Annotated in this window: 23 protein-coding genes; 14 read left to right on the top strand and 9 right to left on the bottom strand. The window is 73.4% G+C overall.

The genetic code is table 11. From position 1 onward, the window contains the following. Positions 1-11: 11 nt before the first annotated feature. Entirely contained in the window at positions 12-1,754 is a 1,743-nt protein-coding gene (locus ACIRQF_RS28485; RefSeq protein ID WP_376629122.1) for a pyruvate dehydrogenase, read from the top strand. An 85-nt stretch (positions 1,755-1,839) separates the two neighbouring features. Continuing rightward, positions 1,840-2,241, top strand: coding sequence for an ATP-binding protein (locus tag ACIRQF_RS28480; RefSeq protein WP_376629124.1), 402 nt, complete (start codon positions 1,840-1,842; stop codon positions 2,239-2,241). Between the two features lie 45 nt (positions 2,242-2,286). On the opposite strand, the gene ACIRQF_RS28475 is transcribed toward ACIRQF_RS28480, so the two are convergent. Both ACIRQF_RS28475 and ACIRQF_RS28470 read right to left on the bottom strand, forming a co-directional pair. Continuing rightward, positions 2,287-3,360 (bottom strand): DUF2637 domain-containing protein, encoded by a 1,074-nt coding sequence (locus ACIRQF_RS28475; RefSeq protein ID WP_382481328.1) that lies wholly within the window; start codon positions 3,358-3,360, stop codon positions 2,287-2,289. A gap of 219 nt (positions 3,361-3,579) precedes the next feature. Continuing rightward, entirely contained in the window at positions 3,580-4,437 is an 858-nt protein-coding gene (locus ACIRQF_RS28470) for a (2Fe-2S)-binding protein (RefSeq protein WP_404096163.1), read from the bottom strand. A 148-nt stretch (positions 4,438-4,585) separates the two neighbouring features. On the opposite strand from ACIRQF_RS28470, the gene ACIRQF_RS28465 reads away from it, so the two are divergent. Both ACIRQF_RS28465 and ACIRQF_RS28460 read left to right on the top strand, forming a co-directional pair. Next, on the top strand, positions 4,586-5,581 hold the full coding sequence (locus ACIRQF_RS28465; RefSeq protein ID WP_404096160.1) for a GntR family transcriptional regulator: 996 nt from the start codon (positions 4,586-4,588) through the stop codon (positions 5,579-5,581). A gap of 61 nt (positions 5,582-5,642) precedes the next feature. After that, positions 5,643-7,169 carry a WD40 repeat domain-containing protein gene (locus tag ACIRQF_RS28460; RefSeq protein ID WP_404096157.1) on the top strand — a complete coding sequence of 509 codons (1,527 nt, stop codon included), beginning with the start codon at positions 5,643-5,645 and terminating at the stop codon, positions 7,167-7,169. Positions 7,170-7,320: 151 nt separating this feature from the next. Here ACIRQF_RS28460 and ACIRQF_RS28455 read toward each other — a convergent pair whose 3' ends face one another. Continuing rightward, positions 7,321-8,088 (bottom strand): hypothetical protein, encoded by a 768-nt coding sequence (locus tag ACIRQF_RS28455; protein ID WP_376629187.1) that lies wholly within the window; start codon positions 8,086-8,088, stop codon positions 7,321-7,323. Between the two features lie 179 nt (positions 8,089-8,267). Continuing rightward, on the bottom strand, positions 8,268-9,962 hold the full coding sequence (locus tag ACIRQF_RS28450) for a PucR family transcriptional regulator (protein ID WP_404096154.1): 1,695 nt from the start codon (positions 9,960-9,962) through the stop codon (positions 8,268-8,270). 486 nt (positions 9,963-10,448) lie between these two features. On the opposite strand from ACIRQF_RS28450, the gene ACIRQF_RS28445 reads away from it, so the two are divergent. From ACIRQF_RS28445 to ACIRQF_RS28435, 3 genes are read left to right on the top strand one after another with little or no spacing between them, the layout of a single operon-like run. Continuing rightward, on the top strand, positions 10,449-11,915 hold the full coding sequence (locus ACIRQF_RS28445; RefSeq protein WP_376629136.1) for an NCS2 family permease: 1,467 nt from the start codon (positions 10,449-10,451) through the stop codon (positions 11,913-11,915). A 55-nt stretch (positions 11,916-11,970) separates the two neighbouring features. Continuing rightward, a complete protein-coding gene (locus ACIRQF_RS28440) occupies positions 11,971-13,122 on the top strand; it encodes an XdhC family protein (RefSeq protein ID WP_404096151.1) in 1,152 nt (383 codons plus the stop codon). A 33-nt stretch (positions 13,123-13,155) separates the two neighbouring features. After that, positions 13,156-14,037, top strand: coding sequence for a MerR family transcriptional regulator (locus ACIRQF_RS28435; RefSeq protein WP_404096148.1), 882 nt, complete (start codon positions 13,156-13,158; stop codon positions 14,035-14,037). Between the two features lie 273 nt (positions 14,038-14,310). Here ACIRQF_RS28435 and ACIRQF_RS28430 read toward each other — a convergent pair whose 3' ends face one another. After that, positions 14,311-14,904, bottom strand: coding sequence for an MBL fold metallo-hydrolase (locus ACIRQF_RS28430; protein WP_376629142.1), 594 nt, complete (start codon positions 14,902-14,904; stop codon positions 14,311-14,313). Between the two features lie 140 nt (positions 14,905-15,044). On the opposite strand from ACIRQF_RS28430, the gene ACIRQF_RS28425 reads away from it, so the two are divergent. Then, the gene (locus tag ACIRQF_RS28425) at positions 15,045-15,956 is read left to right on the top strand and encodes a GlxA family transcriptional regulator (protein WP_404096654.1); all 912 of its coding nucleotides are present in this window, start codon (positions 15,045-15,047) and stop codon (positions 15,954-15,956) included. 65 nt (positions 15,957-16,021) lie between these two features. On the opposite strand, the gene ACIRQF_RS28420 is transcribed toward ACIRQF_RS28425, so the two are convergent. Further along, on the bottom strand, positions 16,022-16,627 hold the full coding sequence (locus ACIRQF_RS28420; protein ID WP_376629150.1) for a TetR/AcrR family transcriptional regulator: 606 nt from the start codon (positions 16,625-16,627) through the stop codon (positions 16,022-16,024). Positions 16,628-16,754: 127 nt separating this feature from the next. Here ACIRQF_RS28420 and ACIRQF_RS28415 point away from each other — a divergent pair, with 127 nt between their 5' ends. The 6 genes from ACIRQF_RS28415 (at position 16,755) to ACIRQF_RS28390 (ending at position 21,160) form a co-directional block, all read left to right on the top strand. Next, complete coding sequence (locus ACIRQF_RS28415; RefSeq protein WP_376629152.1) at positions 16,755-17,909, top strand: acyl-CoA dehydrogenase family protein; 1,155 nt, start codon at positions 16,755-16,757, stop codon at positions 17,907-17,909. Between the two features lie 83 nt (positions 17,910-17,992). After that, positions 17,993-18,397, top strand: a complete 405-nt coding sequence (locus ACIRQF_RS28410; protein ID WP_376629154.1) for a hypothetical protein — start codon at positions 17,993-17,995, stop codon at positions 18,395-18,397. Continuing rightward, on the top strand, positions 18,384-19,010 hold the full coding sequence (locus ACIRQF_RS28405) for a GNAT family N-acetyltransferase (RefSeq protein ID WP_404096144.1): 627 nt from the start codon (positions 18,384-18,386) through the stop codon (positions 19,008-19,010). Before ACIRQF_RS28410 ends, ACIRQF_RS28405 begins: the two co-directional genes overlap by 14 nt. A 102-nt stretch (positions 19,011-19,112) precedes the next feature. Continuing rightward, a complete protein-coding gene (locus ACIRQF_RS28400; RefSeq protein WP_382481308.1) occupies positions 19,113-19,874 on the top strand; it encodes an SDR family NAD(P)-dependent oxidoreductase in 762 nt (253 codons plus the stop codon). A gap of 57 nt (positions 19,875-19,931) precedes the next feature. After that, positions 19,932-20,636 (top strand): TetR family transcriptional regulator, encoded by a 705-nt coding sequence (locus ACIRQF_RS28395; RefSeq protein ID WP_382481305.1) that lies wholly within the window; start codon positions 19,932-19,934, stop codon positions 20,634-20,636. Positions 20,637-20,764: 128 nt separating this feature from the next. After that, positions 20,765-21,160: a Zn-ribbon domain-containing OB-fold protein gene (locus ACIRQF_RS28390; RefSeq protein WP_376629162.1), complete on the top strand. Its 396-nt coding sequence runs from the start codon at positions 20,765-20,767 to the stop codon at positions 21,158-21,160. A 67-nt stretch (positions 21,161-21,227) separates the two neighbouring features. Here the strand turns inward: ACIRQF_RS28390 and ACIRQF_RS28385 are convergent, their stop codons facing one another. The 3 genes from ACIRQF_RS28385 to ACIRQF_RS28375 all read right to left on the bottom strand — a co-directional run. Beyond that, a complete protein-coding gene (locus tag ACIRQF_RS28385; protein WP_376629164.1) occupies positions 21,228-22,184 on the bottom strand; it encodes an electron transfer flavoprotein subunit alpha/FixB family protein in 957 nt (318 codons plus the stop codon). A gap of 33 nt (positions 22,185-22,217) precedes the next feature. After that, positions 22,218-23,003 (bottom strand): electron transfer flavoprotein subunit beta/FixA family protein, encoded by a 786-nt coding sequence (locus ACIRQF_RS28380; RefSeq protein ID WP_376629166.1) that lies wholly within the window; start codon positions 23,001-23,003, stop codon positions 22,218-22,220. Between the two features lie 37 nt (positions 23,004-23,040). Next, a partial coding sequence (locus ACIRQF_RS28375) for an acyl-CoA dehydrogenase family protein (protein WP_404096138.1) occupies positions 23,041-23,512 on the bottom strand: 472 nt, incomplete at its 5' end.

Here is a 23,512-nt window from a genome sequence, read left to right as displayed (position 1 = left end):
TTGATGGACCCATGGGCAAACAGAACGTCGCAGAACAGTTCGTCGACATCCTCGTCCGCGCGGGCGTCCAGCGCCTCTACGGAGTGGTCGGCGACAGCCTGAATCCCGTCGTCGACGCGATCCGCCGTGACTCCGCCATCGACTGGATCCAGGTCCGGCACGAGGAGACGGCCGCCTTCGCCGCCGGCGCCGAGGCGCAGGTCACCGGGAAGCTCGCGGCCTGCGCGGGCTCCTGCGGCCCGGGCAATCTGCACCTCATCAACGGTCTGTACGACGCCCACCGCTCCATGGCCCCGGTGCTGGCCCTCGCCTCCCAGATCCCCTCCAGCGAGATCGGCCTCGGCTACTTCCAGGAGACCCACCCGGACCAGCTGTTCCGGGAGTGCAGCCACTACAGCGAGCTGATCTCCAACCCCCGGCAGATGCCCCGGCTGCTGCAGACCGCGATCCAGCACGCGGTGGGGCAGGGCGGCGTCAGCGTGGTCTCCCTGCCCGGCGACATCGCCTCCCAGCCGGCCCCCGACAAGCCGGCCGAGACCGCGCTCGTCACCGCACGGCCCACCGTCCGGCCGGGCGACGGGGAGATCGACGCCCTGGTCCGGATGATCGACGAGGCCGAACGGGTGACGCTGTTCTGCGGCAGCGGCACCGCCGGCGCGCACGCCGAGGTCATGCAGTTCGCCGAACGGGTGAAGTCGCCCGTCGGACACGCGCTGCGCGGCAAGGAGTGGATCCAGTACGACAATCCGTACGACGTCGGGATGAGCGGACTCCTCGGCTACGGCGCCGCCTACGAGGCCACCCACGAGTGCGACCTGCTGATCCTGCTCGGCACCGACTTCCCCTACAACGCCTTCCTGCCGGACGACGTGAAGATCGTGCAGATCGACGTACGGCCCGAACGGCTCGGCAGGCGGTCCAAGCTCGACCTCGCGGTCTGGGGCGACGTCCGCGAGACCCTGCGCTGCGTCGTTCCCCGCGTCCGCGCCAAGACCGACCGGCGCTTCCTCGACAAGATGCTGAAGAAGCACGCCGACGCCCTGGAGGGCGTGGTCAAGGCGTACACCCGCAAGGTCGAGAAGCACGTCCCGATCCATCCCGAGTACGTGGCCGCCGTGCTCGACGAACTCGCCGACGACGACGCGGTGTTCACCGTCGACACGGGCATGTGCAACGTCTGGGCCGCCCGCTATCTCACCCCCAACGGGCGGCGCAGGATCATCGGGTCCTTCAGCCACGGCTCCATGGCCAACGCGCTGCCCCAGGCCATCGGCGCGCAGTTCGTCGACCGCGGACGGCAGGTCGTGTCGATGTCCGGTGACGGCGGGTTCTCCATGCTGATGGGCGACTTCCTCACGCTGGTCCAGTACGACCTGCCGGTGAAGGTCGTGCTCTTCGACAACTCCTCCCTCGGCATGGTGGAGTTGGAGATGCTGGTGGCAGGACTTCCCTCGTACGGAACCACGAACAAGAACCCCGACTTCGCCGCCGTCGCGCGCGCCGCCGGCGCCTACGGAGTCCGCGTGGAGAAGCCCCGGCAGCTCGCGGGCGCCCTGAAGGACGCCTTCAAGCACAAGGGCCCGGCGCTCGTGGACATCGTCACCGACCCCAACGCGCTGTCGATTCCGCCGAAGATCAGTGCCGAGATGGTCACCGGGTTCGCGCTCTCGGCGAGCAAGATCGTGCTCGACGGGGGAGTGGGGCGGATGCTCCAGATGGCCCGGTCGAACCTGCGGAACGTGCCGCGGCCCTGACGGTCCGTACGCGCCGATGAATGCGGGCACGGAGCTTGGGCATGCATCCCCGTGAGCCTGTTCGATCGACGACGGGGTGGGGGATATGGCCGGGGAGGCGACACAGCCGACTCAACTGCACAGAAAGGTGGGATGCGCGGATCTCACCGCGGTACCCGAGGTACGGCACGCCTTACGCGCGATGCTGGGGGCCTGGGGCGGGCCGGGCGCCACCGACGTCGCGGAACTGCTCACCAGCGAACTCGTCACCAACGCCCTCGTCCACACCGACCACGGCGCGGTCGTGACCGCCAGCGTCGCCCCCGAACAACTGCGTGTCGAAGTGCGGGACTTCATGTCCGGGCTGGGCCGACGCGTACCGCACGCCGACGACGGTACGCACGGCCGTGGGCTCGTCCTGGTGCAGGCCCTCGCCGACTCCTGGGGCGTCGAGAACCACGGCGTGGGCAAGGTGGTCTGGTTCGAACTGAACGGCGGGGCCGCCTGAGGATCTCCTCGGGCGGCCCCGCCGGACCGTGAGAAAGGGGCACGCTCAGCCGAACTGCTGCTCCAGGTCCGCGAGCTTGCGCTCCAGGGAGTCCAGCCGGGGCAGCGTCTGGGTGTCGTCCTCGGCGGTGAGGTCCACCGTCCGGGGCTCGCCCGTGCGGGTGTCAGTTCCCCTCACGGCCTGCAGGGAGGGCCGGGATCGAAGCGGCAGCTGTCCGGGGTCCGCTATGGCGGGCTCCGCGACGGCGGCCTGCACCGGCCCCGTCGCGGAGCCCGCACCCGGGGCGGCACCCAGCGCCGCCACCTCGACCTGCCGGCCGCTCCGCCCGAAGGCCCGGTGCTGCCGGTTGAGCGCCTTCAGCCGTGCACGGTCCAGCTTGGCCTGCTCCCGCCGGCGGATCCGGTTCTGCTCCTTCTCCCGCCGGTCCTCGCGTACCTCGTCGACGGCCTCGTCCAGGGTCCGTACGCCTTCCAGGAGCATCAGCGACCACGCGCCGAAGGTCTCCCGGGGCGCCCGCAGCCAGCGGACCATGCGGATCTGCGGCAGCGGCCTCGGGATCAGGCCCTGCTCGCGCAGCGCGGCCCGCCTGGTCTGCTTCAGGGCCCGGTCGAACAGCACCGCCGCCGACAGCGACATGCCCGCGAAGAACTGCGGGGCGCCCGCGTGGCCCAGGCCGCGGGGGGCGTGCACCCAGTTGAACCAGGCCGCCGCGCCCGCGAACGTCCACACGAGGAGGCGCGAGCCGAGGGCCGCGTCGCCGTGGCTGGCCTCGCGGACGGCGAGCACCGAACAGAACATCGCGGCCCCGTCGAGGCCGAAGGGCACCAGGTACTCCCAGCCCCCGGTGAGGTTGAGGTTCTGCCGGCCGAACCCGACCAGCCCGTGGAAGGACAGTGCCGCCGCGACCGCGGCGCAGCAGAAGAGCAGGACGTAGGAGGCGGTGCCGTAGACGGCCTCCTTGCGTCGGCGGCGCTCCTCGCTGCGCTCCCAGGAGTCCTCGGCCGCGGCCTGGTCACCGGCGCGCTTCCCGCGCGCGAGCACCGCCACCGCCGTCAGGACCCCCGCCACCATCACGCCGCCCGGAAGCAGCCAGTCCAGCGATATGTCGGTCAGTCTCATTGCGGTGTCCCTTGCCTCGCAGTAGTGCCTCGCAGTAGGGCGATACGGCCGCCCATATTGGCCGACCGCGCGGGGTGGGCAGGGGGTTTCGGGGCAAGAGCACGCCATCGGGGGCGTACGGCAGGCGAAGAGGGGCGATCTACTCGAACTGGCGCCCTAGGAAAGGGAGTTACGTTCGATTCACACCACCCGGGCGGGTGGCGTATCGGCGGGAGCCGGTCAGGCGGTCGCGGCGAGGCGGTGGACCCGCTCCGCGTCGGGGGTGCGCGGGCAGGTGAGACAGGTGTCCTCGGGCCGCAGGGTGTAGAAGAGGCAGCAGGTCGCCCGGTCGCGGGTGGAGCGGGTCGTTCCGCACACCTCGGCCGAGCCCGTGAGCTCGCGGAAGCCGGCCTTCCCCACGTACGGCTTCGCCGTGCCGGGCATCAGGCGTTCGAGCTCGGCGAGCGCCCGGCCCTCCTCGCCGAGCAGCGCCGCGACGTACCAGAGGCCCTCGACGATCTCGTCCGTCACCATGCCCCACAGGGCCCGGCGGCCGCGCCGCATCCGGGGTCCGAACCCGGCGAGCAGCTCCTCGAAGTGCTCCGCCAGCGCGTCCCGCACCTCCGCCCGCAGCGCCTCCTCGTCCGCGACCACCCGTGCGCCCGGCAGGGCGGCGGCCGGGTCGCCCGGCAGGCAGGCGAACTCCTCCACCCGGACTGCGAGCCGGCCCAGCGGCCGGTGGAAGGCCACGTTCCGGGCAGGCAGCCGGGGTACCCGGCGGTGCAGGAACCAGGGGAGCGTCACCAGGAGGCAGACGGGCCACGCGTACCGGTGCAGGCCGAAGCTCGCCACCACGTCGGGCCGGGCGACCGCCTCGTAGTCCTGTCGCACCTGCTCCTCGTCCCAGGCCAGGAAGGTGTCCAGTTCCTCGCCGCCGGCCGCCATCCGTTCCGTGCCGATCCAGTCCGCACCGTCCGGCAGCCGCGCGTCCCGGCCGCGTTCGTCGATGTGCAGACCGGGGAAGACCTCGGCGAGCCGGGCGTAGGCGGCCGCGACGGGCGAGGCGGGCAGGGACGGCAGCAGGGTGGGCAGGGCCATGCGGGACCACCGAATCGCGATCGTTGGCAGGTTAGCCTTACCTTACCCGATGCGTTCGATGTTTGAACTGCGACGCCGTCCGCCTATCGTGCACGGGGGACCCCGGCGCCGCGAGCCGGGCCCGGCACGAAGGCGCAGGAGGACCCGGGTGGACCAGGGCAGCACGCGCGGGCGGACGACAGGACCGTCCGCCGCGCCGGCGGAGGCCGACGAGGCGGGCCTCGGCGCGGGTTCCCGCGACCCGGCGCTCCGTGATCCGGCTCCCCGTGATCCGGCTTCGCGTCACCCGGCCTCGCCCGGCTCGCCGGGCGGCGACGCGGCCTCCCGCCACCCCGCTTCCCACGACCCGGCGTCCCACGACCCGGCCTCCCACGACCCGGCCTCCCGGCGGGGCGCGTCCTCCGGCGCGGCCTCCTGGGCCCACCGCGACCCCGCGCGCGTCCCCGAGCAGGCCCGCGGGCACGAGGCCCGCGGTGAACACGTCCACGGCGAGGAACCCGTACCCGGGCTCGCGCCCCGGACCGTGCGGCGGCACTCCGTGCGCGGACAGATCCTCCAAGCCCTGCGCACCGCCCTCGTCGGCGGCGAACTCGTCCCCGGCGAGGTCTACTCCGCCCCCGCCCTCGGCGAACGCTTCGGCGTGTCCGCCACCCCGGTCCGCGAGGCCATGCAGCAGCTCGCCACCGAGGGCGCCGTCGAGGTCGTGCCGAACCGCGGCTTCCGCGTCACCGAACGCACCCCCCGCGAGCTGGCCGAGCTCGCAGAGGTGCGCGCGCTCATCGAGGTGCCCGTCATGCTCCGGCTCGCCCGCACGGTGCCCGCCGTCCGCTGGGCCGAGCTGCGGCCGCTCGCCGAGGCCACCGCCACCGCCGCCGCGCGCGGCGACCGCGCCCACTACGCCGAGGCCGACCGCGCCTTCCACCGCGCCGTCCTCTCCCTCGCCGGCAACGCACAGCTCCTGGTCGTCGCCGACGACCTCCACCGGCGCTCCCAGTGGCCCCTCGTCAGCGCCCCGGCCACCCGGCACGGCGAACTCGTCGCCGACGCGGCCGAGCACACCGCCCTCCTCGACGCCCTTGTCGCCCAGGACCTCGCGGTGGTTTCGTCACTCGTACGGGAGCACTTCACCGGAGCGCAGGACTGACGACTAAGGTCGACAGCGTCAGCCCGCTTTCCGTCCCAGCCGCGCCGACCGAGAGGTGTCCATGCCGTCCGTCCGCGCGGAGCGCCCCGGGGCCTCGGCCCTGCTCGGCTGGCTCACCGACCCCGAGGCCCCCCGCCTCTGCCTCGTCACCGACGCCCCCGGGCTGCTCGGCTGGTTCGCCGCGCACGGCCCCCGGGCCGCCGGCCGTCACCGCAGCGCCCGCGCGCTCGTCCCGCTGACCGGACGCACCGCGCTCGGCACGGCATGGGCCGTCGCCGACCACCTGGGCGTCGTCGCCACGTCCCCCGCCGACCTCGTCCGCGCCCTCGCCACCAGCGACAACGGCCGTGCCGCGCGCACGGTGCTGTTGCTTCCCGCGCTGCACGCGGCCGCCGAGCCCGAGGCCGTCGCGGCGCTGCTCGCCGACCTCGCGCGGCTCGGGCGGGTGCGGCTGGTCGTCGAGGCGCGGCCCGGGACGCCGGAGTACGAGCTCCTCGCGGAGGGCCGCTTCGCGGAGGTGGACGCCGACGAGTCCACCGCGGAGCCGGAGCCGCCGGCGCGGCCCGCCGTGGAGCTCTCGGACCCCGCCGCCGTGTGCGCCGCCGACCCGGTCACGGTCACCACCGGCTACGTACGGGACCCGGACGACGCCCACGGCGGTCTGCGCGCGGCCTGGCTGCGCGCCGGTCAGGCGCTGTGCGCGGCCCGGAACCCGGCGGACCGGGCCCTCGGGCTCCTCGCCGTCCTCGGCGACGGCGCAGACCCGCGGCTGCGGCCCGCCCTGGAGGAACTGTCCGCACAGGCCGCCTGGCGGATGCGGTGGTCCCGCGTCGTGGGCGACGTCGCCCCGCCGTGGCCCGGCCCGGTCGCCGCGCTCGCCGCGCAGGACGGCACGCTGCTCGTCGCCGACCTCGGCGGCACCGTACGGCTGCTCGCGGCCGCCGACGCGCGCCCGCTGGGCCGGCTCGACCACCCGGTGACCGGACGCGTGACAGCGCTTGCTCCGGCGCCGGACGGGACCGTGCTGCTGCTGGACGAACGGGGCCGGCTGCACACCCTACGGGGACGGGAGCCGCGCGCGCCGTACCTGCAACGCCTCACGGAGGCGGTCTCGGCCACCCTGACCCGGCACCCCGGCACGGCGCTCGCGGCCATCGCGGGCTCCGTGGTGGTGGGCGACCGGCTCGGCTCCGTGCACGCCTTCGGACTGACCGGGCTGCACCAGGCGGCGCTGCACAGCGGGCGGGTCACGGCCGTGGCGGCCGTCGAGTCGGCGACCCCCTTCGTGTGCAGCGGCGGCGCCGACGGTGCGGTCCGCCGCTGGACGCCGGGCCGCGACCCCGACCCGGCCCCGCTCGCGGAGCGCTCCTCGCCGGTCGTCTCGCTGGCCGCCACCGAGACCCCGCACGGCCCGGTCCTCGGCGTCGCCTGGGCGGACGGCACGGTCGAACTCCACCGTGTGGAACGGTCCCACCACGTGACCTACCGCCCCGGCCCGCCGGTCCGGGCGGTCACGGTCACGGCGGACGGCGCCCTCGTGGTCGGCCTGGAGGACGCACTGGTCCGCCTGGAGCGCCGGGCCGACTGACCCGGCGCCCGGGCTCCTCGCACGGGCCGCGGCCGTCGCGGCAGCCTTCCCGCGGGCCACCCGGCGAACGCCCGGTCGGCGCCCGGCCCGGCGAACGCCCCCCGGCCCGGCGCGCCCGGCCCGCACGCCGGCTCCGCCGGACGGAGCCCCCTCAGATCGCCGGACGTGGTGTCAGCTGGCCCGCCAGCCAGGTCGGGACGCCACCCAGCAGACGGAAGAGGCGGGTGGCCTCGGCGCGGAGGCGGCCCGCCTCCGGTTCGGTCTCCGCTTCGGCGAGTGACGCCAGGGCCGGGGCCGTGCCCACCAGGTAGCCCAACTCCTCGCGGATGCGCAGGGATTCGGCGAATCCGTGTCGCGCCTCCGCCAACTCGCCCTCGCGCAGGGCGAGTCCGGCCAGGTGTCGCCAGGTGAACGACAGCAGCAGGGCGTCGTCGTGGGCGGTGGCCGCCGCGTGGGCGCGGCGGTAGGCGGCGCGGGCCGCCTGGGGCGAGTCGCCCAGGTTCTGCGCGATCAGGCCGCGCCGGAAGTCCAGCACGGCCCGGCCCGGCGTCTCCGGGCCGATGAGCGCCGCCGCGCGGCCCAGCGCGGCCCTCGCCTCGTCCGCCCGGTCCCGTACGGCCAGCAGGGTGGACGCGTACGCGAGGTAGCCGCGCTCGCACGCGGCCGCCCCGCGCTCCTCGTCGGTCCTGGCCACCGCCTCCGCCGCCCGCAGGGCCTCCTCCGCCTCGGCCCAGCCCTGCTCGGTGTACAGGCAGCGTTCGATCAGCAGGGCCGCCCGTTCCAGGGCCGCGGCCGGCTCGGCCGCTCGGGGGGTGAGGAGTTCGGCGGCGTCCGTCCAGCAGCCGCGGGAGCGAAGTCTCCAGACCGCGGTCTCCAGTGGGGTTTCCCGGCCGTACGCCACATTGCCCTCCCCGAGCACGCCATCGAGCTGTGAGTAGGACGGCATCTCAGCACGGGCGCGGGGCGGGGGCCAAGGGGTCGGGTGAAAGAATTCACAAGGGGAGGGGCGTCCGGGACCGGGCCTGACGCCGCAACGGGGCGGCAGTCGCCTGCCGCCCCGTCAGTTCCCGCGATCACCCGAAGAGATGAACCGGGAGGTCAGCTCATCCGCAGGGCCAGGAAGAAGTCGAGCTTGTCCTCCAGGCGGGACAGGTCCCGGCCCGTGAGCTGCTCGATGCGGCCCACCCGGTAGCGCAGCGTGTTCACGTGCAGGTGGAGCCGGGTCGCGCAGCGGGTCCAGGAGCCGTCGCAGTCCAGGAAGGCCTCCAGGGTCGGGATGAGCTCCGCCCGGTGCCGGCGGTCGTAGTCGCGCAGCGGGTCGAGCAGGCGGGCCGTGAAGGCCCGGCGGACGTCGTCCGGGACGAAGGGCAGCAGCAGGACGTGCGAGGCCAGTTCGTGGTGCCCGGCGGCGCAGACCCGGCCCGGACGGGCGGCGGCGACCCGGCGGGCGTGCCGGGCCTCCTCCAGGGCGCCGCGGAGGCCCTCCGCGGAGTGCACGGCGGCGCTGACGCCCAGGGTGAGCCGGCCGTCGTCGGAGAGCCCGGCGGACAGCGGGGCGCGGACGGCGGCGAGCAGCGCGTCGGCGTGCAGGCCGACCGCCACGGGGGGCAGCTCGTCCTCGCTGTCCGGCAGCGGCGCGGCGGCCAGCGGCACCAGCGCGATGGCCTCGTCGCCGCTGTGGGCGACGGCGATCCGGTCGGCGGACTCGGCGCCGGAGGCCGCGGGGTCGACCAGGATCTCCTCCAGGAGGGCCTGGGCGACCGGCCCGCTGTCGATCTGGTTCTGGCCGGCCTCCTGGTCCCACTCGACGCGCGCGACCACGACCTGCCAGTGCGGGGCGGTGCCCAGGCCGGGCAGCAGCACCGGGGCCGCGACGCGCAGACGGGCGGCGATCTCGGCGGGCGCGGCGCCCGTCTGGACCAGCTCCAGGACCTCCTGGGCGAGCCGGCGGCGTACCGTCCGGGCCGCGTCCCTACGGTCCCGCTCGACGGCGATCAGCTGGGTGACGCCCTGCAGCAGGTCGAGGCGGGCGGCCGGCCAGTCGCCGGCGTCGGCCTCGACGGCGAGCAGCCAGTCGGAGAGCACGGTCTCGCGCACGTCGCGCGACGCGGGCGTGGCGCCGCGGCCGGTGTTGCGGATCGGGAAGAGCGAGTAGGTGCTTCCGCTCGCGGTCAGCCGGTGCGGGCCGCGCCGGCCGGTACGGGTGGCGGCCAGGTGTTCGCCCGCGAGGGTGGCGGCGAGCGACGCGTCGAGGGACTCCCCGGCGCCCGCGATCTGGCGGCCGGTGGGGGAGAGCACCCAGGCCCGGAGGTCCAGGTCGGAGCCGAGCAGGTCGAGGACGACCTCGGGGCCGCCGCCGGCCGGGCCGGAGGTCATCAGGCGCCGGTGCCGGTCGACCACCGCCGCCAGGTCGCCCGCCCGCTCGCCGGAGACCTGTCGAACAACGTGTTCGGTGATCGTCGCGAAAGCAACGGATTCGTTCACCGCGAACAGCGGCAGACGGTGGCGAGAACACGCCTCCACGAGATCGCCGGGGATGTCGCCGAGTTCCGCCTCACCGACCGCCAGGGCGGCCACTCCGGCGCCCGTGAGGATGCGCACGAAGGGTTCGGCGTCGGCCGGCTCGTGGAGCCAGGCGAGGCCGGTGAGGACCAGCTCGCCCCCGGAAAGGTAGCGACTGGGGTCCTTGAGGTCCGTCGTCATCACGCCACGCACGGTCCGGTCCAGCTCGTCGTCGCCGCCGAGCAGGCGCAGCCCCAGCGCGTCGTTCTCCAGCAATGCGCGCAGCCGCATGATGTCGCCGCCGTTCCTTCTCGTGGTGGTGGGTGGGTGTCGCGATGTGGTCGGTGGCGTGGTGCCGCCGTTTCCACGGGGGAACAGTGAGGTGACTGTTTCCGCGCTCTTCGTTCGAATCTACAAGACGGTGGCGGTCGCCAGCCAACTCCTTCATGTGTTCGGTGGCTGCACACGGGCGAGCCGGGCTTGTGTACTAGGCCACACAACACCGCGTTAACAGCACGTGAAGAGATCCTGGGCCACCGACCGCTCTCCTTCACCTCGCCAGACCCTCCGGACGGTGCGTGCCTCCCAGGAACGTCACACTTCCCTCCCGCCGCCCCGTCCGGGGCTCCCCCTCACGGGGAGACCGCAGTACCGCAGCACCGATTCACCCGTTCGTCTCGGGCCGTCCCCCGGGTCGTGCAGCCAACTGGAAATCCCAAATCCCGCAGTCCCCAGTGATTCACGCGGGTGCCCCTTTGAACCTTGGGAGTAGGCCCCATGACCCAGTCGTCAGTGGAGCCCAAGACCACGTCGGAGGATGCGGGCAACGGTTCCCGCAACCCGGCCGGCAGGTCTTGGCTCGACCGGTACTTTCACATCTCGGAGAGAGGATCCACCGTCGCGACGGAGATCCGCGGCGGCGTCACCACCTTCATGGCGATGGCGTACATTCTCCTGCTCAACCCCCTGATCCTCTCCGGCAAGGATGTGGACGGCAACGTCCTCAGCCAGCCCGCGCTGATCACCGCGACGGCGCTCTGCGCCGCCGCCACGACCCTCCTGATGGGCTTCTGGGGCAAGGTCCCGCTGGCCCTCGCCGCTGGCCTCAGCGTCTCCGGCGTGATGGCCTCCCAGGTCGTCCCGGTCATGACCTGGCCGCAGGCGATGGGCATGTCGGTGGCGTACGGCGCCGTGATCTGTCTCCTGGTCGTCACCGGCCTACGCGAGATGATCATGAACGCGATCCCCCTCGCGCTCAAGCACGCGATCACCATCGGCATCGGTCTCTTCATCGCGATCATCGGCTTCGTGAAGGCCGGCTTCGTGCACGAGAACCCCGCCCCCGGCGGCGGTCCCGTCTCGCTCGGCCCGGCCGGTGAGCTCGAAGGCTGGCCCGTCCTGATCTTCGCGGTCACCCTGCTGCTGATCTTCGCCCTGCAGGCCCGCAACGTCCCCGGCGCCATCCTCATCGGCATCGTCGTCGGCACCCTCGTCGCGGTCGTCCTGAACGCGGTGGCGGACATCCCGGGCAAGGCCTGGTTCTCCGGCCCGCCGGAGCTGGACGGCAGCGCGGTCTCCGCACCGGACTTCTCCTTGATCGGGCACGTGTCCTTCAGCGGATGGGGAGACGTCGGCTACATCACGATCACGATGATCGTCTTCACCCTGGTGCTGGCCGGCTTCTTCGACGCCATGGCGACCATCCTGGGCGTCGGCACCGAGGCCAAGCTCGCGGACGAGCAGGGCCGCATGCCCGGCCTGTCCAAGGCCCTGTTCATCGACGGTGCCGGCGGCGTCCTCGGTGGCGCGGGCGGTGCCTCCGGTCAGACGGTCTTCGTCGAGTCCGCCACCGGCGTCGGTGAGGGCGCCCGCACCGGTCTGGCCTCCGTGGTCACCGGCGGCTTCTTCGCCCTGTGCCTCTTCTTCACGCCGCTGACGGCGATCGTGCCGCAGGAGGTCGCCGCCGCCGCCCTGGTCGTCATCGGCTCGATGATGATGCAGAACGCCAAGCACGTCGACTGGAGCGACCGCTCCGTGGCGATCCCGGTGTTCCTGACCGTGGTCCTGATGCCCTTCACCTACACCATCACCACCGGTGTCGCGGCGGGTGTGATCTCCTACGTGGTGATCAAGCTCGCGCAGGGCAAGGCGAGGGAGGTCGGCGGCTTCATGTGGGCGCTGACCGGCGTGTTCGTCATCTACTTCGCCATCCACCCCATCGAGAGCTGGCTGGGCGTCGGGTGACGGGCCCGGACGCGGGGTAGCGTCTCCCTCCACACCCCTTCCCGAGGAGTACGCGTTGCTGGACATCGCCGACGAGCTGCACCGGTGGGTCCAGCAGGGACGGGAGTTCGCCGTCGCCACGGTCGTGACGGTCGGCGGCAGCGCTCCCCGGCAACCGGGAGCCGCCCTCGCCGTCGACGGCGAGGGCACGGTGATCGGCTCCGTCTCCGGGGGCTGTGTGGAGGGCGCCGTCTACGAACTGTGCCGGGAATCCCTCCAGGACGGCGGGACCGTCCTGGAGAGCTTCGGCTACAGCGACGAGGACGCCTTCGCGGTCGGCCTGACCTGCGGCGGCACCATCGACATCCTCGTCACCCCGGTACGCGGCGGGGTCTACCCCGCCGCCCTGGCCGCGGTCGTCTCCGGCGAGGCCGCGGCCCTGGCCCGCGTCGTCTCCGGCCCCGGGGACCTCCTCGGCCGGGCGATCCTGGTCCGCCCCGACGGGTCGTACGAGGGCGGCCTCGGCGGCCACCCCGAGCTGGACCGCACCGCCGCCGCCGAGGCGCGGGCGCTGCTGGACGCGGGCCGTACCGGCACCGTGGAGATCGGCGAGGAAGGCAGCCGCTGCGGACAGCCGCTCACCCTCCTCGTGGAGTCCTCCGTCCCCGCCCCGCGCATGATCGTCTTCGGCGCCGTCGACTTCGCCTCCGCCCTGGTCCGGGTCGGCAAGTTCCTCGGCTACCACGTCACCGTGTGCGACGCCCGCCCCGTCTTCGCCACGCGGGTCCGCTTCCCCGAAGCCGACGAGATCGTCGTCGAGTGGCCCCACCGCTACCTGGAGTCGACGGAGGTCGACCACCGGACCGTGCTCTGCGTCCTCACGCACGACGTCAGGTTCGACGTCCCCCTGATCCGGGCCGCCCTCCGGCTTCCCGTCGCCTACATCGGCGCGATGGGCTCCCGCCGCACCCACGAGGACCGCAACCGGCGTCTGCGCGAGGCCGGTGTCACCGCACGCGAACTCGCCCGGCTGCGCTCCCCGATCGGACTCGACCTCGGCGGCCGCACGCCCGAGGAGACCGCGCTGTCCATCGGCGCGGAGATCGTCGCCGACCGCCGCGGCGGCAGCGGCGTCTCCCTGACGGGCGCCCGGATCCCGATCCACCACGACGGCACCCGCGCACCGGCCGGCCGGATCGGCTCCGTCGCCCGACCCGCCCGCGCTTGAGTCTCCCCCCGGGGGAGACGCCACAGTGGGGCCATGGACACGCTCCTCCCCATCGGCGAACTCGCCCTGCGCACCGGCCTCTCGGTCAAGACGATCCGCGCCTGGTCCGAGTCCGGCCTGGTCGCACCGGCCGCCCGGACCGGCGCCGGCTACCGGCTCTACGACGCCGACGCCGCCGCCCGCCTCGACCTCGTCCGCACCCTGCGCGAGCTCGGCCTCGACCTGGCCACCATCCGCAAGGTGCTCGACCGCGAGTCCACCCTCGCGGAGGTGGCCGCCGCGCACGCCGAGGCCCTGGAGGTGAGCATCCGCCTGCAGCGCCGGCGGCACGCGGTGCTGACCGAGGTCGTCCGGCGCGGGTGCGACGCCGAGCAGACGGCCCTGCTGCACCGGCTCGCCGGCCTCACCGGTGCCGAACGCACGCGCCTCGTCGAGGACTTCCTCGACTCCGCGCTCGGTGACGCCCCCGAACTCGCGGGCGTCGTCCGCAGCATGACCCCCGAACCGCCCGCCGACCCCACCCGGGACCAGCTCCTGGCCTGGCTGGAATGGGCCGAGCTGGCCGGCGACCCGGACTTCCGCGCGCTGCTGCGGCGGCTGGCCGAGGAGTACGTGGCCGAGCGCGAGCCCGCCGGGCCGCCGCGCCCGCACCTGGTCGCACGGATCCGCGGCCTCGTGACCCCTGCCCTCGCCGCCGGCATCCCGCCTCGTTCGCCCGAGGCCGCGCCGGTGGTGCGGGACCTGCTCGCGCTGTACGGCGGAGCCGAGCGCCGCGCCGAGCTGCTCGCGCGCCTGAAGACCCTGAACGACCCCCGCCGCCAACGCCACCTGGAGCTGCTCGCCCGGATCAACGGCTGGCCGGCGCCGGAACCCCTGGCACCCGTCCTCGACTGGGTGGTCGGCGCGCTGAGCTGAGGGGGCCGTGAGGTCAGAGTGGTCGGCGCGCTGACCTGAGGGCCGTGAGGTCAGGGGGGTCGGTGCGCTGGTCCGAGGGCGTGTCCGTGAGGTCGCGCCTGGGCCGCGACGCCCGGCCCGCACGCTCGCGGCGTGGTCGGGATCGTCGGAGTGCGTCCGGTACGAGGGCGACCCGCCGCCGTGCGGGCGCACGCGGCGGACGCCGTGAGCACTGCCCTCAGGGCGGACGGCGTCACGTTCCGCACACGGCCCGGGGCGGCGCCGAGAGGGCTCTCAGAGCGGGGTGTCCTCGCCGCCCTCGAACGGGGCGCCGTGGCCGGGCACGATCAGGTCCGCCGCGGCCAGCACGCGCAGCCGGGAGGCGCGCAGCAGCTCGCGGTCCGGGGCGACCGGGTCGTCCGCCGGGCCCTCCGCGTGCCACCACAGGTCGCCGGCGAAGGCCACCACGCCCGTGTCCGTGCCCGCGAGCAGCGTGATGTCCTCGGGGCTGTGGCCCGGGGTGCGGATCAGGCGCAGCGACGGAGTGAGCTCGTAGCCCTCCGCGTCCCGGTTGCTCCACCGGTCGCCCCGGTACTCCACCTTGTGGTCGTGCACCCGGGCCGCGGGGAAGAGGCCCACGTTCATGGTGTTGTCCGGGTGGTGGTGGCTGAGCACCACGTCGGTGATGTCGGCGGGGCCGAGGCCCAGTTCGGCGAGCGGGGCGAGGATGCGGTCGGGGCTCGCGACCATGCCGGGGTCGAAGATCACGTGCCGTCCGGCGTCGGAGACGTAGGAGACGGTGGCGGCCACGCCGGGGCCGGTGGAGCCCACGTAACCGGTGGTCAGGACCTTGTACACGGCGCTGCGGCCGAGCGGTGCGTCTGTCATGCCCTCCATCCTGCGGATCGTGGGGGCCGCGCACGAGTGGCACGGGTGCCTACGATCGCAGGATTCGTGCCACGGTGTGCGAGACTGCGGCCGTGCCGCCCTTCAGGACTGTCGCCGCGTACGCCCCGCCGGGCGTCGGCATGCTCGCCGTCGGTGTCGTCACCGAGGTCTTCGGCCCCCACGGACCGGCGCTGCCCGGCTTCGACCTCGCCCTGTGCGCCGAGGAACCGGGCCCGGTGCCGACCGACTGCGGTGTGCCGCTGTCCGTCGGTCACGGCCTCGACCGGCTCGCCGAGGCCGATCTCGTCATGGCCCTGCCCGGGGCCGGGTTCCGGACCCCGCCCGGCCCGGCCGTGGTCGAGGCGCTGCGGGCGGCGCACGAGCGCGGCGCGGTCGTCGCGGCCCACTGCGTCGGCACCTTCGCGCTCGCCGCCGCCGGACTGCTCGACGGGCTCCGGGCGACCACCCACTGGCGGTTCGCCGGACTCCTCGCCGAGCGCCATCCCTCGGTCACCGTGGAGGCCGACGCCCTCTACGTCGACGAGGGCGACGTCGTCACCGGCGCCGGCGCCGCCGCGGGCTTCGACCTGTGCCTGCACCTGCTCCGGCGCGAGTACGGCGCGGCACGGGCCAACGGCGTCTCCCGCGACATGGTGCTGCCCGCGCACCGCGACGGCGGGCAGGCCCAGTACCTGGCCGCGCCCGTCCCCGCCGACGGCCAGGACGAACGGCTCACCGAGGTCCTCGGCTGGGCCCGCGCGCACCTGCACGAGCCGCTGCCGATCACCGAGCTCGCGCGCCGCGCCATGATGAGCCGGCGCACCTTCGCCCGCCGCTTCACCGCCGCGACCGGCAGCACTCCGCACGCCTGGCTGCGCGAGCTGCGGCTGAGCAGGGCCGAGGAGCTCCTGGAGACCACCGACCTTCCGGTCGAGGAGATCGCCCACCGGGTGGGCTACGCGAGCGCGGCCGTCCTGCGCGAGCAGTTCGTCCGCCGCCGCGGCGTCCCGCCCCGCTCCTACCGGCGCGCCTTCACCGCCACGCCCGGTTAGCCGTCTCTTTCGGATCTCGCCGGGCTTGCGGCTCGGCCCACAGGGGAGAGCACCCGACCCCTGCGTCAGCCCTTGCGGAGGCCGTGCAGCAGCAGCTCCGAGAGCTGCTCGTACGCCGCTGCGTCGGCGAGCCCGGTCGCGGCGGCCACCTGCCGCCGCTGGATGCGGACCATGACCGAGGCGATCACGTCCGCCGCGAAGGTCACGTGGACCTCGCGGAAGACCCCGGCCGTCACGCCCTCCTCGATCAGCTGCTGCACCCGCCCGGCGGCGGCCCGCGTATTGCGCTCGTAGACCTCGGCGGCGGGCTCGAAGGCGGCCACGTCGTCGAAGAACTGCGGGGACACCGGGGCGAGTTCGGCGGACACCGCGCGCAGATAGGCGGCGAGGCGCTCGGCCGGGCCGGTCGCCGCGGCGAGCACCGCCTCGACCCGCACGGTGGCGCGCCGGAAGAAGTGCACGACGGCGGCCCGCACCAGCTGTTCCTTGCTTCCCGCGAGGCCGTAGAGGGTCCGCTTGGAGCAGTGCAGCCGGGCGGCGAGGTCGTCGAGGGTCAGCCGGGCGAAGCCCTCGCCGACCAACAGCGCCACCAGCTCCTCGAAGAGCTCGGAGCGCCGGGCGGCACCCCGGCCGGTGAGTTTGGGGGCGCCGACGGCGGAGGTCTCGATCACCCGAACAGTATGCCGGGTGACTCTTTCGGGGGGTTACGGAAGCACCCTTCTGCGCTACGCTAACCGGTACTGCCGTACCCCTCGCAGTACCGTTTCGCAGCACCGTACGCGTCGTGATGGAGTCGCCATGGATGTCGACCGCCTGCTTCCCACCTCCGAGGCAGCGGATCTCATCGCTCTCACGCGGGAGATCGCCGACAAGGAGCTCGCGCCTCGCGCCGACGAGCACGAGGCTGCCGAGACCTATCCGGAAGGCCTGTTCGCGACCCTCGGCGAGGCCGGTCTGCTCGGCCTTCCGTACCCCGAGGAGTTCGGCGGCGGAGGCCAGCCCTACGAGGTGTACCTCCAGGCCCTCGAAGAGCTCGCCGCGCGCTGGGCCGCCGTCGCCGTCGCCACCAGCGTCCACACCCTCGCCTGCCACCCGCTGCACTCCTTCGGCACCGCCGAGCAGAAGGAGCGCTGGCTGCCCGAGATGCTGGAGGGCAGGCTCATCGGCGGCTACAGCCTCTCGGAGCCGCAGGCCGGCTCCGACGCCGCGGCCCTCGCCTGCAAGGCCGAGCCGACCACCGACGGCGAGGGCCGCAGCGCCTACCGCATCACCGGCAACAAGGCGTGGATCACCCACGGTGGCAAGGCCGGCTTCTACGCCCTCTTCGCCCGCACCGCGCCCGGCAGCCACGGCATCTCCTGCTTCCTCGCCCCCGGCGCCACCGAGGGCCTCGGCTTCGGGAAGCCCGAGCGCAAGATGGGCCTCCAGGCCGTCCCCACCACCTCCGCCCACTGGGACGGCGCCCTGATCGAGGCCGACCGTCGCATCGGCGACGAGGGCCAGGGCCTGCAGATCGCCTTCAGTGCCCTCGACTCCGGGCGCCTCGGCATCGCCGCCTGCGCGACCGGCCTCGCCCAGGCCGCCCTGAGCTCCGCCGTCGCGTACGCCAACGAGCGCAGCACCTTCGGCCGGAAGATCATCGACCACCAGGGCCTCGGCTTCCTGCTCGCCGACATGGCCGCCGCCGTCGACGCGGCCCGCGCCACCTACCTGGACGCGGCCCGCCGCCGCGACCTCGGCCGGCCCTTCAGCCGGCAGGCCAGCGCGGCCAAGCTCATCGCCACCGACACGGCGATGAAGGTCACCACGGACGCCGTCCAGGTCCTCGGCGGCTACGGCTACACGCGCGACTTCCCGGTCGAGCGCTACATGCGCGAGGCCAAGATCATGCAGATCTTCGAGGGCACCAACCAGATCCAGCGCCTCGTCATCAGCCGCCAGCTCACCGCCTGAGGGCTCCGGTTGCCCGGCCGTGCCTTCGGGCGTAGTCCGGAAGGAGGGGACCCGATCCGTCACGTTCGGAGAGGAGCCCCATCATGCTCGGCGACCTGATCGGCGAGGAACAGGGCGAGACCACCGGAATGCGGGTGCTGTCCACCGACGGCGGCCACCCGGTCCTGGAGGCGTCCTTCCAGGCGACCGGCACCCTCCTGGGTACCGGGGTGAGGGACATGGGCACGTACGAGTCGGTGATGCGCCCCGACGGCACGCTCTTCGGAGAGGGCCAGGGCGTCGTCATGACCCAGGGAGGCGACACGATCACCTGGCACGGCTCCGGCGTCGGCCGCATCGACGAGGCCGGCACGGTGCACTGGCGCGGCGCCCTCTTCTGGGAGACCGCCGCTGCCGCGTTCAGCCGGCTCAACACGATCGCCGGCGTTTTCGAGTTCGAGACGGACGAGAGCGGAAAGGCCACGGCGAAGGTCTATGAGTGGAAGTAGCGCCAGGAGCCTCAGGGAGGCGTCCGCGCCGCCGATCGGCTACCGGTCGGCGGCGCCCGCCGACCGCGAGGCGGTGGAGGCGATCGACGACTCCTTCACGACGGACCGGATCTACGAGGTCGTCGCGGACGACAGCGGGTTCGCCCTGCGGGAGCGGGGCGTCGAGCCGCCGCTCGTGAAGGTCTTCCCCGAGGACCCCGAGGACGCCGAGGACTTCGAGGACGCCGGGGAGGGGACGGGCGGCGCGGGGGACGGCGAGGGCCCCGGCGGCTCGCACGTCGAGGTCGCCGTCGCCGGGGACGAGGTGTGCGGCTTCGTCGCCTGCGGGATCGAGGAGTGGCACAGCCGCCTCGTCGTCCACCAGATCGCGGTGGCGCCCGCCCACCGGGGCCGCGGCATCGGCGCCGCGCTCATGGAGCGGGCCTGCGCCTACGGACGCCGGGCCGGGGCGCGTACCGCCTGGCTCGAGGTGACGAACGTGAACGCGCCCGCGATCCGGGCCTACCGGCGCATGGGCTTCGAGCTGTGCGGGCTCGACACCACCTTCTACCGGGGCACCGCGAGCGAGGGGGAGACGGCCCTGTTCATGAGCAGGGAGCTCGACACCCGGTAGACCGGTCGGAGGAACCGGCCGGAAGACCGGTGGCAACGGACGGTTCGGCCGGCCGGGCACAGCAGACAGTTCAGTCGAAGGCAATCTCGTACGAGGAGTTTCATGGACATCGCAGGTTCCGCCGCGCTCGTCACCGGTGCCGCCTCCGGGCTCGGCGCCGCCACCGCCGCCGCGCTCGCCGCGAAGGGGGCCACCGTCTACGGCCTCGACCTGGACAAGGCCGTCGCGGGCGCCGGGGCCCCCACGGACGGCGTCACCCTGATCGGCGCCGACGTCACCGACGAGGAGCAGGTGCGGGCCGCGCTCGCGCGGATCGAGGAGGACGGCGCCGAGCTGCGGCTCGCCGTGAACTGCGCCGGCATCGCGCCCTCCGCGCGGGTGCTCGGCCGGAAGGGCCCGCACGATCTGGCCCTGTTCCGCGCGGTCCTCGACGTCAACCTGGTCGGCACCTTCAACGTGATGCGGCTCGCCGCCGAGGTCATCGCCCGGCAGGAGCCCGACGCGCACGGCCAGCGCGGGCTCGTCGTCAACACCGCCTCCATCGCCGCTTTCGAGGGACAGGTCGGCCAGATCGCGTACGCGGCCTCCAAGGCCGGCGTCGCCGGGATGACCGTCACCGCCGCCCGTGACCTCGCGCAGTTCGGCATCCGGGTCGTGACCGTCGCGCCCGGCATCGTCGACACCCCGATGATGGCCGGCTTCAGCGACGACGTCCGGGCCGGGCTCGCCGCGAGCGTCACCTTCCCGCAGCGGCTGGCCCGTCCCGAGGAGTACGCCCGCCTCGTCACGATGATCGCCGAGCACGACTACCTGAACGGTGAGACCATCCGGATGGACGGTGCCCTGCGCATGGCAGCCCGCTGACCTGGAGAATGGCACCAAGTGCCGCCGTGTGAGGGATCCGAGTGCTAGGTTCGGGACATGAGTACCCACCCCGCCAAGCCCTCGATGCGTGACTCCCTCGTCGCGGCGGCCTTCCAGCTCTTCCTGGAGCGCGGCTACGAGCAGACGACGATCGACGACATCGTCCGCACGGCCGGGGTCGGCCGGAGGTCCTTCTTCCGGTACTTCCCGTCCAAGGAGGACGTGGTCTTCCCCGACCACGAGCAGAGCCTCGCCGACATGACCGCGTTCCTCGCCGCGAGCGAGGACGGCGACGACCCGCTGGCCCGGGTCTGCGAGGCCACCCGGCTCGTCATGCGGATGTACGCCGAGAACCCCACCTTCTCCGTCCAGCGCTACCGCCTCACCCGCGAGGTGACCGGTCTGCGGACGTACGAGCTCTCCGTCGTCTGGCGGTACGAGAAGACCCTCGGCGACTATCTGCGCACGCGTTTCGCCGACCGGCGGGACGGCACCCTGCGGGCCAACGTCGTCGCCGCCTCCGTCGTCGCCGCGCACAACCACTGCCTGCGCCGCTGGCTGCGCTCCGGCGGTGAGGGTGATCCGCTGGCGGAGGTCGACCGGGCCCTGGAGTTCGTCCGCGAGAACTGGAGCCCCGAGGGCGGCGCGGCCGGCGCGGCGGGGGAGCAGGAGACCGACGACGTGGTCGTGGTCATCGCCAAGCGGTCCACCCCGATGTGGCGTGTGGTCCGCGAGGTCGAGGCGAGCCTCGGGGACGTCTGAGTGACCCCCGGGACACGGGGGGATCTCAGTATCGTCAATTGAGGGAACTCAGGTCTTTATTTGCTGGCACTCAGTGCCATATGTTTGCTCCATGCACGGTTGAGCCGCCGAGTGCAAGGAGAAGCATCGTGTTCCACACCGGATCCACGGGCCTGCGGAACGGGACCGCCGTCCTGGCCGACGAGTCGGCCGCCGAGCCCGAGCTCTACTTCCAGCGCTGCCGCTGGTGCCAGACCACCACCTTCCAGCGCCTGCTCTGTCCGACCTGCGGGTCGACGGACCTGAACCCCGAACTCAGCGCGGGCGAAGGCGTGATCTCCGTACGCCGGGCCTTCACGGCCGCCCAGGCCGACCTCTGGCCGGTGCACATGGCCGAGGGCTTCGTGGTGCGCTGCCGGGTCGACGGACCGCCGCACGCGGTGCGCCCCGGGGTGCGGGTGCGGCTGTCCCACGACGGTTCCGGACCGGGACGCAGGCCGGTCGTCCGGCTGTGCGAGGAGGTCGCGCTCGACGGCTGGTTCTGAGCGCGGCCCGAGGGCGAACGGAAGGGGCGGGTGGCACAGAGTGCCACCCGCCCCTTCGGCATTCGGATCAGCGGGTGCCGATCTCGTCCGTCAGCTGCGGCAGGACCTCGAAGAGGTCGCCGACCACGCCGTAGTCGACCAGGTCGAAGATCGGGGCCTCGGGGTCCTTGTTGACCGCGACGATCGTCTTCGAGGTCTGCATGCCGGCCCGGTGCTGGATCGCGCCGGAGATGCCCGCCGCGATGTACAGCTGCGGGGAGACCTGCTTGCCGGTCTGGCCGACCTGGTTGGAGTGCGGGTACCAGCCCGCGTCCACCGCGGCGCGCGAGGCGCCGACCGCGGCGCCGAGCGAGTCGGCCAGCTTCTCGACGACCCCGAAGCCCTCGGCCGCGCCGACACCGCGGCCGCCCGAGACCACGATCGCCGACTCGGTCAGCTCCGGACGTCCGGTGGAGACCCGCGGGGTGCGCGAGACGACCTTGGCCGCGTTGCCGGTGAAGGCCACGGTGACGTTCTCGACCGCGCCCGCGGCCGGAGCCGCCTCCGGGGCCGCCGAGTTCGGCTTGACCGTGATGACCGGCACGCCGTGCGAGACGGTCGACTTCGTCTGGTACGAGGCGGCGAACACCGACTGGGTGGCGACGGGGCCGTTCTCACCGGCCTCCAGCTCCACCGCGTCCGTGATCAGACCGGAGCCCAGGCGCAGCGCCACGCGCGCCGCGACCTCCTTGCCCTCGCCCGAGGAGGTCACCAGTACGGCGGCGACGCCCTTGTCCTTGGCGATCTGGGTGAGCGCGTCGACCTTCGGCACGACGAGCTGCTCGGCGAACTCGGCGCCGTCCGCCACGTACACGGTGGCCGCGCCGTACTCGCCGGCCTTCGCGGCGATGGCGGCGGCGGCCTCGCCGGCGCCGAGGACGACGGCCGTCGGCTCGCCGATCCGGCGGGCCAGGGTCAGCAGTTCGAGGGCCGGCTTGCGGACCGCACCGTCGGCGTGGTCCACGAGAACCAGGATCTCAGCCATGATTCCTTGCTCCTGAGGGGTGGTGACGGTGGGTCAGATGAACTTCTGGGTGGCGAGGAACACGGCCAGCTGCTTGCCGCCGTCGCCCTCGTCCGTAACGATCGTGCCCTGCGTGCGGGCCGGGCGCGCCGCGGCCGACTCGACCAGGGTCCAGGAGCCGCCGAGGCCGACCTCGTCGGCGTCGATGCCGAGGTCGTCCAGGTCCAGCTCCTCGACCGGCTTCTTCTTGGCGGCCATGATCCCCTTGAAGGAGGGGTAGCGCGCCTCGCCGGACTGGTCGGTGACCGACACCACGGCCGGCAGCGGGGCCTCCAGCTGCTCGCTGGCGGCGTCGCCGTCACGGCGGCCCTTCACGGTGCCGTCCTCGACCGAGACCTCGGACAGCAGCGTCACCTGGGGCAGGTTCAGACGCTCGGCGAGCAGCGCCGGCAGCACGCCCATGGTGCCGTCCGTCGAGGCCATGCCGCAGACGACCAGGTCGAAGCCGGTCTTCTCCAGGGCCTTGGCGAGGATCGCCGAGGTGCCCATGACGTCGGTGCCGTGGATGTCCTCGTCGTTGACGTGCACGGCCTTGTCGGCGCCCATCGACAGCGCCTTGCGCAGCGCGTCCTTGGCGTCGTCCGGGCCGACCGTGATCACGGTGACCTCGGCGTCGTCCGCCTCCTCGGCGATCCGCAGCGCCTGCTCCACGCCGTACTCGTCGAGCTCCGACAGGAGGCCGTCGACGGCCTCGCGGTCGGTGGTGAGGTCATCGGCGAAACCGCGGTCGCCGGTGGCGTCGGGAACGTACTTCACACAGACAGCGATCTTCAGGGTCACGGCCTGTCTCCTTTCAAGAGGCGCGAGTGGCAGACGGTTACGGGAGGTTGCGGGCCATGACGATGCGCTGGACCTGGTTGGTGCCCTCGTAGATCTGGGTGATCTTGGCGTCGCGCATCATGCGCTCGACGGGGTAGTCGCGGGTGTAGCCGTAGCCGCCGAGGAGCTGGACGGCGTCGGTGGTGACCTCCATGGCGACGTCGGAGGCGAAGCACTTGGCGGCGGCGCCGAAGAAGGTGAGGTCGCCGTCGACCCGCTCGGACTTGGCGGCGGCCGCGTAGGTGAGCTGGCGGGCGGCCTCGAGCTTCATGGCCATGTCGGCGAGCATGAACTGCACGCCCTGGAAGTCGGCGATGGGCTTGCCGAACTGCTTGCGCTCCCGCACGTAGCCCTTGGCGTAGTCGAGGGCGCCCTGGGCGATGCCGAGGGCCTGGGCGGCGATGGTGATGCGGGTGTGGTCGAGGGTCTTCATCGCGGTGGCGAAGCCGGTGCCCTCGGCGCCGATCATG

The organism is Streptomyces sp. NPDC101191, from assembly GCF_044767915.1.
GTDB lineage: Bacteria > Actinomycetota > Actinomycetes > Streptomycetales > Streptomycetaceae > Streptomyces.
The sequence above is the reverse complement of the archived record's forward strand: the minus strand, read 5'-3'. Positions and strand labels throughout refer to the sequence as shown.

What these genes read in the sequence shown, in the direction of transcription:
- ACIRQF_RS28400 (WP_382481308.1), top strand. Translation starts at nt 19,113, where the DNA reads ATGGACATCGCAGGTTCCGCCGCGCTCGTCACCGGTGCCGCCTCCGGG.
- ACIRQF_RS28425 (WP_404096654.1), top strand. Translation starts at nt 15,045, where the DNA reads ATGCTCGCCGTCGGTGTCGTCACCGAGGTCTTCGGCCCCCACGGACCG.
- ACIRQF_RS28415 (WP_376629152.1), top strand. Translation starts at nt 16,755, where the DNA reads ATGGATGTCGACCGCCTGCTTCCCACCTCCGAGGCAGCGGATCTCATC.
- ACIRQF_RS28410 (WP_376629154.1), top strand. Translation starts at nt 17,993, where the DNA reads ATGCTCGGCGACCTGATCGGCGAGGAACAGGGCGAGACCACCGGAATG.
- ACIRQF_RS28435 (WP_404096148.1), top strand. Translation starts at nt 13,156, where the DNA reads ATGGACACGCTCCTCCCCATCGGCGAACTCGCCCTGCGCACCGGCCTC.
- ACIRQF_RS28475 (WP_382481328.1), bottom strand. Translation starts at nt 3,360, where the DNA reads ATGAGACTGACCGACATATCGCTGGACTGGCTGCTTCCGGGCGGCGTG.
- ACIRQF_RS28385 (WP_376629164.1), bottom strand. Translation starts at nt 22,184, where the DNA reads ATGGCTGAGATCCTGGTTCTCGTGGACCACGCCGACGGTGCGGTCCGC.
- ACIRQF_RS28405 (WP_404096144.1), top strand. Translation starts at nt 18,384, where the DNA reads ATGAGTGGAAGTAGCGCCAGGAGCCTCAGGGAGGCGTCCGCGCCGCCG.
- ACIRQF_RS28450 (WP_404096154.1), bottom strand. Translation starts at nt 9,962, where the DNA reads ATGCGGCTGCGCGCATTGCTGGAGAACGACGCGCTGGGGCTGCGCCTG.
- ACIRQF_RS28485 (WP_376629122.1), top strand. Translation starts at nt 12, where the DNA reads ATGGGCAAACAGAACGTCGCAGAACAGTTCGTCGACATCCTCGTCCGC.
- ACIRQF_RS28470 (WP_404096163.1), bottom strand. Translation starts at nt 4,437, where the DNA reads ATGGCCCTGCCCACCCTGCTGCCGTCCCTGCCCGCCTCGCCCGTCGCG.
- ACIRQF_RS28395 (WP_382481305.1), top strand. Translation starts at nt 19,932, where the DNA reads ATGAGTACCCACCCCGCCAAGCCCTCGATGCGTGACTCCCTCGTCGCG.
- ACIRQF_RS28480 (WP_376629124.1), top strand. Translation starts at nt 1,840, where the DNA reads ATGGCCGGGGAGGCGACACAGCCGACTCAACTGCACAGAAAGGTGGGA.
- ACIRQF_RS28430 (WP_376629142.1), bottom strand. Translation starts at nt 14,904, where the DNA reads ATGACAGACGCACCGCTCGGCCGCAGCGCCGTGTACAAGGTCCTGACC.
- ACIRQF_RS28460 (WP_404096157.1), top strand. Translation starts at nt 5,643, where the DNA reads ATGCCGTCCGTCCGCGCGGAGCGCCCCGGGGCCTCGGCCCTGCTCGGC.
- ACIRQF_RS28445 (WP_376629136.1), top strand. Translation starts at nt 10,449, where the DNA reads ATGACCCAGTCGTCAGTGGAGCCCAAGACCACGTCGGAGGATGCGGGC.